Raw genomic sequence first — 13,780 nt, forward strand, 5'->3', positions numbered from 1 at the left:
CACACCGTCGATAACCATTCGCTGAACAAATTTGCCGCCGGCCGCATCATCGCCGCTGGTCGTGACGACGCCGGTGCCGAACCGCCGCGGGACTGTTACCTAAGTTGACTGTGTGGTTGCTGAGAATGATGGTGTACGTGCCGTAAGGGACCCGACCGTCATGAAAGGGCAACTGTGCCAACCATCGCCGCAACGTTGCGCCGCCTGGCCGCGGGCAGTATGGCTGCGGTGAGCTGCCTGACCCTGGCGGCCACAACCGGTACCCCGGTGGCGTCGGCCGACGCGCGCGCGCAGCTGGCCCAGGCCATCGCCACTACGCGCGGAAGCTATTTGGTCTACAACTTCGGCAGCGGCTTTCCCGCACCGATGCTCAATGCCGGCGGCAACTGGTACGAGCTCACCAACGGCGGGCACCTGATGATCATCAAGGCGGCCTCGAGTCGGCTGACGCCACGCCTGCTCGTGGACAGCCACTCCGGCTATCAGGCGCGCTGCGAACGGACCGCCGGCACCCGAACGCGGGAGGGCCTGGTGCAGGCCTCGGAGACCTACACCCCGCTGCAGGCCTGGCAGGCGCTCGGCCAGCCCACCATCGCGATCAACGCCAACTTCTTCGATGTCCGTGGGCAGCAAGCAGGTTCGTGGAAGTCGACGGGCTGCAGCTCCCCGCTGGGCGCCTATGTCGACAACACCCAGGGGCAGGGCCGGGCCAATGCCGCGGTGACCGGGACCATCGCGTATGCGGGCAAGCAGGCGCTGTCCGGCGGCGACGAAGTGTGGACGGCGCTGACTACGATGATTCTTCCCGTCGCCGGGGCGCCGTTTGTCGTGACGCCCAAATCACCCGACGACTACGACGCCGCGACCCCGGTGATCCAGGGCTTGCTGGACAAGGGCACTCGGTTCGTCGCGGTCAGCGGGCTGGGACTGCTGGCCCCGGGTGATACCGGGCAGATGAACGACGGCGGCCCCAGCGCCGCCCGCACCGCGTTGGCGTATGCCCGCGACAAGGACGAGATGTACGTGTTCCAGGGCGGCAGCTACACCCCGGACCAGATTCAGGATCTGTTCCGGGGTTTGGGCAGCGACACCGCGATCCTGCTCGACGGCGGGGGCTCGTCGGCGATCGTGCTTCGCCGCGACACCGGCGGAATGTGGGCCGGCGCCGGGGTGCCGAAGGGTTCGTGCGACACGATGGCTGTCCTGTGCGACTCGCGTGAGCGCGCCCTGCCCGCCTGGCTCGCCTTCAACTGATCAGCGACTTCAGGGCTGGCCGAGCACCCGGCGAAGCACCGCGTCGCGGGCGCGGGTCGGCAGCTTGGTCATCAGGGTCATCTGCAGCGCGGCGGGTAGGCCCACGGGGTACCGCGCCCGAGGCTTGGCGGCGGTGAGCGCCTGGAGCACCACCTTGGCCACCTTCTCCGGGTCCACAGCCAGGCGCTGCGACGTTGGGATCGATTTGCGCATGCCCGCAACATGTTTGGAGTACAACGCCCGATGCTGCGGCGACAGCGCGGCCGCCATCTCGACGACACTGCGGTCGGCATCGCGCCACAGGTCGGTATCGGTCTGGGCCGGCTGGACCACGCTGACCGCGATACCCCACGGCCGCAACTCGATTCGCAAGGCGTCGGCGGCCGCCTCGAGTGCGAACTTCGAGGCGCTGTAGGCGCCCATCATCGGCGCCGAAAGCTGGCCGTTCACACTGGAAATGAACACGATCCGGCCGTGCGACTCACGCAGCAGCGGAAGCACCGCCCGCGTGACGGCGAGCTGGCCGACGACGTTGACGTCCAATTGCCTGCGGATCTCGGCTGTGGTCAGCCCTTCCAGCGGTCCGCTGACCGCGATGCCTGCGTTGTTGACCACCGCATCGAGCCGGGCGGGTAGCGCGTCGGCAAGCGCGGCGACCTGCGCGTCATCGGTGACGTCGAGGATGACCGCACTGACCCGCGGCAGCTTCGACAGGATTTCCGCATCGGCGGCGCTGCGCACCCCTGCGATGACGTCCCAGCCCGCAGCGGCCAGGTAATTCACGATCGACTTGCCGATTCCCCGGGCGGCGCCGGTGACCAGGACAGTGGGCATAGCCGCGACTCTAGTGATCCTCGCCCGATGCCGTCACGGGTTGCGGACCGTATCGGAAGACGGCGAGGCCGGCTGCCACCACGACCGCCGCCAGTGCGATCACCGGCGCGACCATGAACCGCGACATCGTCGCGCCGACGGTGGCGCCGGCGCACATCGTCAGAACCACGGTGTAGCGCAACTTTTCCCGCTGCCCGGTGCCGCCGGCGAGTCGGCTGTCGAAGCCGATCCCCACCAGCGTCGTCGTCAGCACCGTGGTGGACAGTTCCTGGATGCCGAACTGCCGGGCCGCGGCGTTCTGTCCACCGAATGCCAACGCCAGTCCGGCGATCAGGATCAGCTTGCCGTCGTCGTGATAGTTGACGACACCGCTGCCTGCGAGTGCGGCCAGTGCGGCCAGCAGCACCACCTCGGAGCCCAGCGCGGCGGTCAGCCAGGTCCGCACCGCCACTTCATGGTCGAGGTGGCGCGCGAAGCGTCCGCCGAGCACCGTGCCGGTGAGAAAGCTGACGAAGGCGACGACCGCGGCGGTCATGTCCACCCCGGAATGTGGCACAAACCAGAACCCGAGGAAGATCACGTTGCCGGTCATGTTCGCCACGAACACGTGCCCCAGTATCAGCACGCTGATCGCGTCGACCAATCCGGTCGCGAAGGTCAGCAGCAGCAGCGCGACGACGGTGGATCGTTGCGAGACGGGCGAGGCGACGGCCATCAGCCCAGTATCGCCAACGACTTACAGCTTGGGCGTGAGGTCCAGTGAGGTGACTGTCGTCATCTTGGTGACCAGCCAGCGCGAGCCGTCGCGGGTCAGCTGCACCCGGTACGACAGATACTTCGTGGCGGGAATGTCCTTGGTGAGTGGGCTCTTCGACGTCGTGTTGGTGTAGACGAGCGCGGTGGCTTCCGAACCGGTCAGCGATTCGACGGCCGCGCCCACCACCTCGGTGCTGTTGGTGACCTTGGCCTGCTTGTTGGTCGGCACGATCGCGTCGACGTACTTGCGGTACTGGTCCTCGAAATCGCCGGACAGGTACTTCGCCGACCGGTCAGGCAGTTTGTCCATGTCCTCGGGGGTGTAGGTCCACAGCGTGGTGATCGCATCGGCGGCCGTCCGGGCGATCGCGAGCTTGGTGTCGACGGTCGCCTTGTCCATCAGGTACGGCTGGACGGCGGCGCCGGCGAAGGCGCCCCCCGCGACGAAGACGACTGCCGAAACCCCCACGGCGAGCGCAGTTTTGTTGCGACTCAACCAGTTCGGCCGCTTCGGCGATTCCGCGGGAGCCTGTTCGACGGTCTCGGTCTCGGTCTCGGTCTCGGATTCGGCTTCGGCTTCGGTCGCCTCGTCCTCGGGCGTGGCCTCGGGTGCGGCGTCGGTCAGATCACCTGCAGCAGGTTGCTGATCTTCCACGGACCTCCTGCACCTCCTTCTTGGGTCGCGGTGACCACCCAGCGGCTGCCGCTTTCGATGGTCTTGCCGTCGGGCATACGGGTTTTCGTCGTCGCGGCCACCACCACGTCGGCGCTGCCGTCGCGGTTCCAGCGCTCGATACCGAGGTCCTGGACCGTTCCGGTCGTCGGTTCGGCCCGCGCCACCTGAATGACGACCTCATTCATCTTGTCCTGGTACAGCTTTGCGAACTGTCCGGTGCCCTGCGCCAGCACCTTGTCGGCGTAGTCGTTGGCGTGGAACGGATCGATGGACGTGTAGTGCGTGACGAATCCGCGAACGAAGCTGAGCACGGCCACATCCCGGACCGCGTCGTGTCGCTGGGTTTCGCGTTTCACCAGCAGCAGTGTGCTTGCGGTGATCGCGGCGACGATCAGCACCGCCGCCAGCCCGGCGACCAGGGGCAGGACCCAGCGGCGCGGTTGCGGGTCAGGCAACCGGAACAGGTCCCGGTGGTCGGCGTCGAGTTTGCGGCGTGGGCTCACTTCGGCTCCCCCGCCGGGTTGGGCTTGGCCAGCACCGACAGGTTGGCGACCTGCCACTGGCCGGCCGCCGACCTCTCGAAGTTCACCCGGACGGTGGCGGTGATCAGCCGTTGCTTGGGCGCCTCACCGCGCTGGCCCTGCATGAGCAGCAACATCACGGCCTTGTCGCGGGTGTTGGTCAGCACGGCGCTGTTGGTCACCCAGTAGTCGTTGTCGACGGGTCCGGCCTTGCGCACGGCGTCCTGCTGTGCGACCAGCTGCGGCCGGTACGCGTCGGTGGCCAGGCCGCGGGCCCGCGCGAAGTCGTTGTCGATCGACGCCACGTCGTAGCTCAGCATCTGCGCGACGATCCGGGGGCCGTCCACCGCCAGCTGCTGGCGGGCCTGTTCGACCGCGAGTTCCGGTCGGTACACGGCGAAGTACGCCAGCGTGGTGGCACAGGCGGCCACCGCGGCGAGAAGCGCCACCACCACACCGGCCAGCCGTCGCCGGTTGGGGCGCTCGCCCTCGACCCGGCGGACTTCGGTGCGGGTCAGCAGGTCGGCGAAGGTGCGACCGCGCGAGTCGAACAGCGGCCACAGCCAGCCGAGGAAGATCGCGGCGGTGTCGAGCAGATGCGCCAGATCGCGGACCAGCAGCCGCCACGGCCCGGCCGGCGTGCCGTCCCTGCCCACCACCACGATGCCGGCCAGCGAGCGGCCCAGCGTCCACCCGGTGATCGCAGGCAGGAGTAACCGGTTGACGGCGACCGCCAGGAACACCACCCCGGCCAGTGCGACCGCGACCCACCACAGCCATCCGCGCAGCGGCGCGGTCCACGCCACCAGCAGGCAGGTGATCACCACACCGATACCGAAGAACACGTCGACGGTGAACGCACCGGCCCGAGCCCACCAGCCGGCCGGCACCCCGGCGGGAACCTCGTGGGCGACCTCCGGTGCGTCGACGTCGGCCTCGGCGCCGGTGTCCGCTTCGGGGACCGTCACCGTCACTTGCTCACCTGGTCGAGGTTGGCGATCTTGTACGTGCCTCCCTCAGGCGCCATCTTCACCCGCAGCCGGTACCCCTGCTCCTGGTCTTGCGCCGCGGAGTTGGACACCTTCACCCGCACCGCGACCAGCACGTCCATCGAACCGTCGTCGTTGTGCCGTTCTACGGCCGCGCGCATGTTGGACACCTGAACCTGGACCTTGGCGGCCTGGTAGGCGTCGACCAGCAGCCCGCTGTACAGACTGGCCTGCGCGGCGAAGTCGCCGGTCGAGCATTCGATGATCTTCTGCTGGCTGGCCGCCATCGCGGTGGCATCCGGCGCCTGGGTCGCGGTGACGCAATCCTTGGCCGCGGCCAGCGCGACCGTTTCGGCCCGCGCCGCGGCGGCGCTCTTCTGGTGCGACCGCAGTGCGAAGAACCCGCCGGTGGCGACGAGCAGGCCGGCGATCACCAGCGCGACACACACCACGGCCAGAGGGCGGCCGCTCAACCGTGACCCGCGTGGCACGGCGGCGTCGCTCGGTTCGGTCTCGTCGACCGGTGGGGTCGGGTTCGCCGACTCCTGCGCCGCACTGAGTTCGGCGTCGTCGGTCGGCGGTGGGGTCAGCCGGCCGGAGCCAGCATCTCCTTCCATCCGTCGTCTCCTGTACTGCTCGAGTTCTTGACGTCGTACTTCACGCCATCGGGACCGGTCAACTCCCCGTTCTGCGGGGTGTAGACGGCCGTATTACCTGCCGGGCTACCTGCTGCCGGGGTGTAGGTGCAGGGGTTCGGTTGTTGACCGTTGCACTGAACGGTGCCGGTCCCCGGTGGAGTGAGCGGGTCACTCGTCGGCGGTGTCGGGCCCGGCAGCAGATCGGCCGGCAACGGGTTCATCCCGTTGTTGATCGACGGTGCCGGTATCACGGTACCGGGGTTTACTGGCTGATCACATCGAGCACCGGGCGCGGGGCAGTTCAGCACCTGGTTGGGGTCGCCGTACCAAGGGTTGTTGCCCAACGGGGTGTAGGGCTCGGTGCTGCGGCACTCCATCGGCGTGGCGGCGCGCTTACCGGGCACGTCGGCGCACGGGAAGTTACGCGCACCGCGGACCACGTTGGCCGGGGTGTCCTTCGGGATCTTGCAGTAGAGGTTGTTCTCCACCGGCATCGGCCGCAGGTCCGCCGGAGCACGCCACTGGCTGGCCGGCAGGAAGCCGGTCAAACACGGCGGCGGCTGGTTGATCGTCAAGCCGAAGTCCAGTGCGGCCTGGTGCGGATACGGCGCCGACACCGACTGGGCGACCGATGCGCCCTGAGGCAGGAGCACCAGCGACTGCTCGACGCCCTTGTGATAGCGCTTGAGCATGTCCAGCACGATCTCGAGGTTGGCCAGCGTCTGCGGCAGCGCTTCCTGCACATCGCTGAACACCGCGTTGACCGCGTCGGCGGTCGGCGCAGCCTGGCTCAACCCGTTGCGCAGCGCCTGATCCTGCGCGGCGGTCTGGGTGGTGATGGTGTCGAGGTTCGCCGCCCACCGCTGGATCGCATCGCCGGAGTTGACCTGGCTGTCGACGACGGGCGCCGAGTTCTGGATGATGTCGTTGACGTCCTGGATGTTCGTCTTGAAATCAGTGACGATCGCCTGCGTGCCGTCGACAAGGCGTTGCAGCGCAGGCCCGAGACCGCCTACCGCCTGCGCGGTTTCGTTCAGCAGCACCGGGATCTTGTCGGCCGGGAGCGCCGCCAGCCCCTTGTTGGCGGCGTCCAGCGCCGGGCCGATCTCCTCCGGCACCGTCGACTTCGTGATCGTCTGCCCGGCGGAGAAGTACTGACCGGGATTCCCGTCCGACACCAGGTCCAGGTACTGCTCGCCGACCGCCGACACCGAGTGCACGTTGGCGGTGGCGTTGGCCGGGATCTTGTACTTGTCGCTGATGCTCATCGTCGCCCGGACACCGTTCTCGGTGGGCTCCACCTCGGTGACGCGCCCGATCGTGATGCCCCGGTAGGTGACGTTGGCGGTCGCGTACAAACCGCCCGAGGACGGCAGGTCGGCCTTCAGCTCGTACTGTCCGATGCCCGCCAGTGTGGGCAGGCGCAGGAAGTACCAGCCCAGCACCAGCAGCGCGATCACGGTCAGCACGCCGAACATGACGAGCTGCGTCTTGATGAAACGGGTCAACATCTAGCCGTCACCCCTTCACTCGCCGCGCTCGACATACGGTCCCCCGTCGGTCATGTTCGGGTGTGGCGTGAACCGAACATCCGGGATCATCGTCTGCGGATCGCGACCCCATGCCTGCTCGAGTGCGCGCAGCATTCCGGACACACCGGTACCGGTGAGGAACGCGTTGTCGATCGAGCTCAGCGTCAGGTCGAAGGTGGCCGACGTGTTGATGTAGTCACCCCGGATCACCTTCGGGATGTTGTCGATCGGGTACGGCGCTGTGATGACCAGCTTCAGCGAGTCGATCAGGTAGGGCGCCGCCCGGCCGAGTTGCTTCAACGGCCGCTGCAGCAGCGCAAGGTTGGTGTCGAAGTTGGCCCGCGCCTCCGAGAAGGTGTCGGCGGTGACCTTGCTGAACCGGCCGAGCGCCTCGACGGCACCGGTGAACCGATCCCGTGCGTCGGCGAAATACTTGATCAGCGGCGGGAATTCGGTCAGCACGCGGTCCAGCGTGTTGTTGCGGGCGGCCACGATCGAGACCAGTTCATTGGTCTTGTCGATCGCCCGGGTCAGGTCGTCGCGCTGCTGGTTGAGCTGATCGGTGAACGTGTCCAGCTTGGTCAGGAAGTCGCGGATCTGTTCGCCGTTGCCGTCCAGGATGTTCGCGACCTCGGTCTGGATGACGTCCAGGTTGGAGATGCCGCCGCCACGAAGCACGGTGGCGATGCTGGCCAGGGTGCGTTCGGTGGTGGGGAACGACTGCGAGTTCTTCAGCGGAATGGTCGCACCGTTGCGCAACGGCTCAGGCGACGGGTTCGGCGGCGGATCCAGCTCGACGTGCTGGGTGCCGAGCAGGCTGGTCTGGCCGATGCGCGCAATCGCGTTGGCGGGGAGCTTGACCCCCGGCTGCAGGCCCAGCGTCAGCGTCGGGATCCAGTTCTTCAGTTCGATGGCACGCACCGTACCGACGAAGACGTCGGCGACCCGGACGCGGCTGTTGACGTTGAGCGCCAACGTATCCGGCATCTGGACATACACGGTCATGGCTTTGTCACCGGTGCCCGGACCGCCCGGGATCGGCACGTTGGCGATACCGCGCCAGCCGCATGACGTCAGGATCATCGCCGTCAGAACCAGCACGAACCCACGCCAGCCGTACCGACGGGTGGTGCTCAGAATCGTGCTCACTGTCCACCTCCCATCTCAGCGGGCAGCGCAGGACCCGCGGGTGCTGCCGGTGCAGGCCCGGCCGGGGGCGGAGCCCCGCCGTTGATCTGCTGCGAGACCGGCAGCGGTCCGGGGACCACGTCCGGACCCGGCGGCGGCGGCGGGATCGCTCCCGGGTACCACGGCGGCGGCAGCGGGTTGGTCTGGTCATAGGAGTTCGACGGCGCGCCACCACGCGGACCACCCGGCGGGTAGTTCACCGGGTCGGGCCCGCCCATCAGCGCGGCCAGCGAGTCCGGGGTCAGCATGTTGGCGGTGAACGCCTGGACGTCGACACCCTGCATGCCGGGCGCCACGATCCAGCCCTGCTCGTGGTTGCCGTGCGAGAACAACGTGTCACGCGACCAGATGCCCGGGACCGTCGTGTCCTTGTATCCGGGGGGCGGCCGCAGCCGTTCCTCGGAGTACGCGACGTACTTCGGCAGCACCTCGGCGGTCGAGAACTGGTTCACACCGAACGGCGGGAAGTTGAACTTGATCGCATCCATGATCGGCGCCAGATACTGCGCGCACATCTCCGCCGAATCCTGGTAGCCCAGCCGGCTGCCGGACTGGATCGCGCTACAGATGAACTGCATCGGGTTGGCGAAGCTCGCGATCGTCGGAATGGCCACCAGCGCACCGTGTGTCGGGTGGTAGATGTTCTGCAGGTTGGCGGCCAGGTTCGGGTAGACGTGCAACACCGTCTCCAGACCGTTGCGCGACTCCGGCTGCAGCACCTGAGTGGTGACGTCGGAAAGGTTCTGGATGTCTTTGGTCAGCACCGAACCGTTGTCGTTGACGAACTTGCGCGCGGTGGTCAGCAAGGTGTCGATGTCCTTGACCGCCTTGGCCACTTCCTGATCGGAGTTGGAGAACGAGTTCGTGAACGTGGCGAGGTCGGTGTTGAGCGCGACCAGCTGCTGATCGCTCTTGTGCAGCGCGTTGACGAACAACGCCAGGCTCTTGAGGACGGCGAAGAAGTCACCGCGACCCTCGTTGAGCGCGCTCACCGCGTCGGACAGGGCCTTGAACGTGGTGTTGATCTGCTGGCCCTTGCCCTCGAGTCCGTTGGCGAAGGACTCCAGGACATCGCCGAACGGCCCCTTGGGCTGTTCGGGTGTCGGGCCGAGCTTGGTGATGATGTCGGAGATCTGGTTGCGCAGGTCGTCCCATTCCACCGGCACCTGGGTGCGGTCGATCGGGATGACGGCGTTGTCCGCCATGACCGGGCCGCCGGTGTAGGCAGGTGCCAGCTGAATCACGCGGGAGGCGACCAGGCTCGGGTTGAGGATCGTCGCGGTCGCGTTGGCGGGCACCTTGTACTTGTTGTCGTAGTGGAAGGTGACCTTCATCTTGTCGCCGGCCGGCTCGATCTTGTCGATACCGCCGACCCGCACGCCCATGATCTGCACCCGGTCACCCGGATAGAGCGCCAGCGCCTCGGGGAAGTAGGCGACCACGGTGTTGGTGGTCAGCTTCTCGTACAGCTTGTAGCCGACCACGGCCACCACCAGTGCGATGACCACCACGAGGGTGCCGACCACGACCGACGTCCGAGACATCTTGGGCAGGCCCAGATTACGGATGTTGAAGACTGTCGACATTTACGCTCCCCCTCCCTGGTCGACGGGCGCCAGGTCACCGACCGGCGGCACCTGCGGTCCCGGTCCCGGCGGCGGGATCGGACCGATCAAGGCGTTGGGCGGCGGGGCGTATCCGGGGATGTCGGTGGCCGGGCCCGGTGTCGGGGATACCGGCACCGTGCGGGCTCCCGGCGGACCGGGCGCCAGCGGCGGGGCGGGCACACCCTGGATGGCCGGTGAGAGCTCGCCGGGGAAGGCCGCACTCGGGACACCCGGGCTGTAGCCGGCGGCCGGGTTGGGTGCCGAGATCGGCACATCCGGCGGCGGGTAGTCACCTTCTGCCACCGGCCCGAACGGAAGGTTGTTCAGGTGGGCGCACGGCAGCGGGTTGCCGTTCGTCGGAATGCCGTCCGGCGGTGGGGTGTACGAGCACGGCGAGCCGGGTCCGACCGCGGGACCGGGATGGTCCGGTGTGCCTTCCAGCGGGATCGGGGCAGGCGGCGGCGCACCATTGGGCTGGCGCTGGCCGTTGGGATCCGGGAAGCGGAAGGCAGGCAGACCCGCGTTGCGCCAGAACTCCTCGGGATCGATGCCGCGCTTCTTGAATGCGGCGTCCACCCACGGCTGCAGGATCTGGTACGGCAGCAGGTTGACCACGAGCACCTTGAAGTACGGGCCGGAACCGATCGCCTCGGCCAGTGCGCCCATGAACTTCGAGGCGGTGATCAGCACGTCGGACAGATCCGTCTTGTGCTTGACGAGCACATTGCTGATCGTCTTCAGCTGCTCCAGAACGTGATTGAGGTTCGGGTTGTCGTTGACGAAGCCGGTGAACTGTTGGGAGATCAGCGATATGTTGGACAGCAGCGCGTCGACTTCGGCGCGGCGTTCGTTGACCGCGGCCAGCAGGGTCTGGGCGTTCACCGCCAGGCGGTTGATCTGCTCGCTGCGGTTGCCCAGCACGGCGGCGACCTTGTTGGCGTTGGCCAGCAGTTGCTTGAACTGTTCGTCGCGCTTGCCGATGGTGTCGGAGAATCGGGCCACCCCGTCGAGCGCCGCACTCAGGTGCGGGTAGGTCTGATCGATGGTCTCCGACAACACATTCAGCGATTGCTTGACGGTGTCGATGTCCCAGCCGGACGCGGCCTTGGTGACGTCGAACACCGCGTCGTAAATCTGGTACGGCGTTGTGGTCTGCCCGGTGGGCAGCACACCGCTGGCCTGCAGCATCTTGCTGCCGCGGGGCTCGATTTCCAGTACCCGCTTGCCGAGGATGGTCTCGGTGCGAATGGCCAGCCGGCTCTCGGTGCCAATCTGCCTGGCGCCCAAGTTGAATCCGATCAGCACCTTGTCGCCGTCGATCTTCAGCGACTTCACCTGGCCGACATCCATACCGGCGATACGGACCTTGTCGCCCGGGTTCAGCCCGGCGCTGTCGGTGAACTGGCCGTAGTAGGCCGGCTGGGCGAACAGCTGGGGAATGCCGGAAAAGCTTTGACCCACCCCGATGACCAGGATGACGATCAGCATGCCCGCCAGGCCATTCCTGATGCGGTTGGAACCCTCTAGCGTCCTCATTGCGGCGTGCACCTACCCGTGGGCTGCTGAGTGATCTTCACGGTGCGGACCGGTCCACCCGGCTGCAGGCCGTTGAGCTTCAGGTTGATGTCGCACAGATAGAAGTTGAAGAAGTCACCGTAGATACCGCCGGCACGGCCGATCATCTTCACGGCTGCGGGCAGCTTGGTCAGCAGGTCGTCCAACCGGTCCTGACCGTCGGCCAGCGGCTGCTGAATGGTCTCCAGCTTGGCGATGGTGTTCTGCAGCTGCGGGCGGTCGTCGGCCAGGAGATCTCCCAACGTTCCTGTCGCATTGCTGATATCGGCAACCGACTGGGCGAGCGGGTCGGCGCGGTTCTTCAAACCGGTGATCAGCACCTCGAAGTTGTTGACCGTCTGGTCGAAGTCCTTCTCGTGCTTGACCGTGGTGTCCAGCACGGTATTCAGATTGGTGATCACCTCACCGATGGCCTGATCGCGATCGGCCAGCGCGGAGGTCAGCTGAGCCGTCTGATCCAGGATGTCGTTGATGGTGCCGCCCTGCCCCTGGAAGACAGTGATCAACGAGGAGGCGATGGTGTTGACCTTCTGCGGATCCAATGCCTTGAACAGCGGCTTGAATCCGCCGATGAGTGCATCGAGATCCAGCGCAGGCTGCGTGCGCGACATCGGAATGAAGCCGCCCGCAGGAAGGATTCGGTCGGCGCCCTCACCGGTGCCGCGGTCGAGATTGACGTAGCGGTTGCCGATCAGATCCTGGTAGCGGATCTGGGCGGTGGTCGACTGGTACAGCGGCAACGACCGGTCGACGTTGAGCGTCACCTGCACCCGGTCGCCGTTTCCGATGAGCTTGATGTCGGACACCTTGCCGACCTCCACGCCGCCGGCGCGGACGAACTGCCCGTCCCGCAAACCGCTCGCATTGCTGAATTCGGCTGTGTACGAGGTCGTTCGGTCGAACCGGAACTGCCCGAACACGACGATGATGACCGCCGTGAAGAGCAGCAGCACGAACGAGAATGCCGCGAGTTTGACTGCTGTGCCAGTGATTCTCATGGGTTGATCGTGTTCTCCCCGACTTGGCGACCCCACACGTACTCGGTGAGGATGGGCTGGCCGAGTTCGAAGTGGTTGTACGGCGCGAGAGAAGCACCGTCGTCGACCACCAGATGCGGCGCCGGCCAGAAGTTTCGATCGATCTTCTGCCAGCAACCCGACGCACCGCCGGGGCCGCCGTGCCCGTTGATCCTGGGCAGGTTGTCCGGATAGACGTAGGGGTTGGGGGCACCGAGGAATTCGGTCACGGTGTCCAGCGAATAGCCGTTGCCGCCGAACGCATCCAGGGCCTGCGGCAGGGCCTCAGCCTCACCCTTGATCTGGCAGTACAGCTGCGGGCTGTACGTGTCGAGCAGCTGGGCGGTCGGCACGAAGTCGGCCTGGCCGCGCACGAAGAAGGGCTTACTACGTTCGAAGATGTCGGCGCCGGTGTTGCCGAATCCGGTGGAAGCCAACAGGGCGGCGTCAAGGTCCTTCTGCTGGGCGTTGAGGGTGCTGGCGGTGCTGACCGCATGGTCGAGGGAGTCCCAGAACTCCGGACTGGCCTTGATGTAGACGTCGGCCAGGTTCGACAACTGCCGGATGTTGCTGCGGATCTGCGGCATCTGCGGGTTGACGTCGTCGAGCACCGCGTTGCCGTTGACGAGCGACTGGCCGAACTTGGTGCCCAGGCCATTGAGCGCTTCGGCGGCCGCGCTCAGCGTCATGTTCAGCTTGACCGGATCGACCTTCTCCGAGATCGAGGTCAGCGTCTCGAACAACGTGTTGAACTCGGTGGTGACCCCCGAGGTCTGGATGACGTCACTGCTCGAAATCCGGGCCTTGGCCGGATCTTTCGGGCTCGTGAAGGCCACGTACTTGTTGCCGAAGACGGTGCTGGCCTTGATCTGCGCGTCGACGTTGGCCGGGATCAGCGAGATGTAGTGCGGGACAACCTCGAGCGTCAGCTCGGCGACCGACTTGCCATCGCGGTTCACCGAGGAGACTTTGGTGACGCGACCGATCTCGACGCCGTTGTAGGTGACCTTCGAGCCCGGGTCCATCACCAGACCGGCGCGGTCGGACACCATCGTCAGGGTGGTCTTGCGGGTCAGGTCGCCCCGGAATTGCAGGTACACCAGCGTGGCCAGCACAACGGCCAACAGCAGGAACACCACACCCGCGAGCTTGAGCGGCGGGCGTCGAGATGAGTTGAGCGGCGTCGTCATACCG

Annotated in this window: 13 protein-coding genes; 1 reads left to right on the forward strand and 12 read right to left on the reverse strand. The window is 66.6% G+C overall.

Annotation, left to right across the window (positions count from 1 at the left end):
- Positions 1-174: 174 nt before the first annotated feature.
- Complete coding sequence (locus tag BST42_RS05305; protein ID WP_083117528.1) at positions 175-1,254, forward strand: phosphodiester glycosidase family protein; 1,080 nt, start codon at positions 175-177, stop codon at positions 1,252-1,254.
- A gap of 9 nt (positions 1,255-1,263) precedes the next feature.
- On the opposite strand, the gene BST42_RS05310 is transcribed toward BST42_RS05305, so the two are convergent.
- From BST42_RS05310 to BST42_RS05365, 12 genes are read right to left on the reverse strand one after another with little or no spacing between them, the layout of a single operon-like run.
- Positions 1,264-2,088: an SDR family oxidoreductase gene (locus BST42_RS05310; RefSeq protein ID WP_083117529.1), complete on the reverse strand. Its 825-nt coding sequence runs from the start codon at positions 2,086-2,088 to the stop codon at positions 1,264-1,266.
- A gap of 10 nt (positions 2,089-2,098) precedes the next feature.
- Positions 2,099-2,803, reverse strand: coding sequence for a YoaK family protein (locus tag BST42_RS05315; protein WP_083117530.1), 705 nt, complete (start codon positions 2,801-2,803; stop codon positions 2,099-2,101).
- Positions 2,804-2,824: 21 nt separating this feature from the next.
- Positions 2,825-3,499 (reverse strand): Mce protein, encoded by a 675-nt coding sequence (locus BST42_RS05320; protein ID WP_083117531.1) that lies wholly within the window; start codon positions 3,497-3,499, stop codon positions 2,825-2,827.
- Positions 3,466-4,023 carry an Rv1363c family protein gene (locus tag BST42_RS05325; protein ID WP_083117532.1) on the reverse strand — a complete coding sequence of 186 codons (558 nt, stop codon included), beginning with the start codon at positions 4,021-4,023 and terminating at the stop codon, positions 3,466-3,468. Before BST42_RS05325 ends, BST42_RS05320 begins: the two co-directional genes overlap by 34 nt.
- Positions 4,020-5,015: an RDD family protein gene (locus BST42_RS05330; protein ID WP_083117533.1), complete on the reverse strand. Its 996-nt coding sequence runs from the start codon at positions 5,013-5,015 to the stop codon at positions 4,020-4,022. The genes BST42_RS05325 and BST42_RS05330 overlap by 4 nt, the downstream gene beginning before the upstream one ends.
- Entirely contained in the window at positions 5,012-5,647 is a 636-nt protein-coding gene (locus BST42_RS05335; RefSeq protein ID WP_083117534.1) for an Rv1363c family protein, read from the reverse strand. The genes BST42_RS05330 and BST42_RS05335 overlap by 4 nt, the downstream gene beginning before the upstream one ends.
- A complete protein-coding gene (locus tag BST42_RS05340; RefSeq protein WP_083117535.1) occupies positions 5,617-7,179 on the reverse strand; it encodes a virulence factor Mce family protein in 1,563 nt (520 codons plus the stop codon). The genes BST42_RS05335 and BST42_RS05340 overlap by 31 nt, the downstream gene beginning before the upstream one ends.
- 15 nt (positions 7,180-7,194) lie before the next feature.
- Positions 7,195-8,337 (reverse strand): virulence factor Mce family protein, encoded by a 1,143-nt coding sequence (locus BST42_RS05345; protein ID WP_276009777.1) that lies wholly within the window; start codon positions 8,335-8,337, stop codon positions 7,195-7,197.
- 8 nt (positions 8,338-8,345) lie between these two features.
- Complete coding sequence (locus BST42_RS05350; protein WP_083117536.1) at positions 8,346-9,974, reverse strand: virulence factor Mce family protein; 1,629 nt, start codon at positions 9,972-9,974, stop codon at positions 8,346-8,348.
- Positions 9,975-11,531, reverse strand: a complete 1,557-nt coding sequence (locus BST42_RS05355) for an MCE family protein (protein ID WP_083117537.1) — start codon at positions 11,529-11,531, stop codon at positions 9,975-9,977. It lies immediately after the preceding gene.
- Complete coding sequence (locus BST42_RS05360) at positions 11,528-12,568, reverse strand: virulence factor Mce family protein (RefSeq protein ID WP_083117538.1); 1,041 nt, start codon at positions 12,566-12,568, stop codon at positions 11,528-11,530. The genes BST42_RS05355 and BST42_RS05360 overlap by 4 nt, the downstream gene beginning before the upstream one ends.
- Complete coding sequence (locus BST42_RS05365; RefSeq protein ID WP_083117539.1) at positions 12,565-13,776, reverse strand: MCE family protein; 1,212 nt, start codon at positions 13,774-13,776, stop codon at positions 12,565-12,567. Before BST42_RS05365 ends, BST42_RS05360 begins: the two co-directional genes overlap by 4 nt.
- Positions 13,777-13,780: the final 4 nt, after the last annotated feature.

Source organism: Mycolicibacterium rhodesiae, from assembly GCF_002086695.1.
Lineage (GTDB): Bacteria > Actinomycetota > Actinomycetes > Mycobacteriales > Mycobacteriaceae > Mycobacterium > Mycobacterium rhodesiae.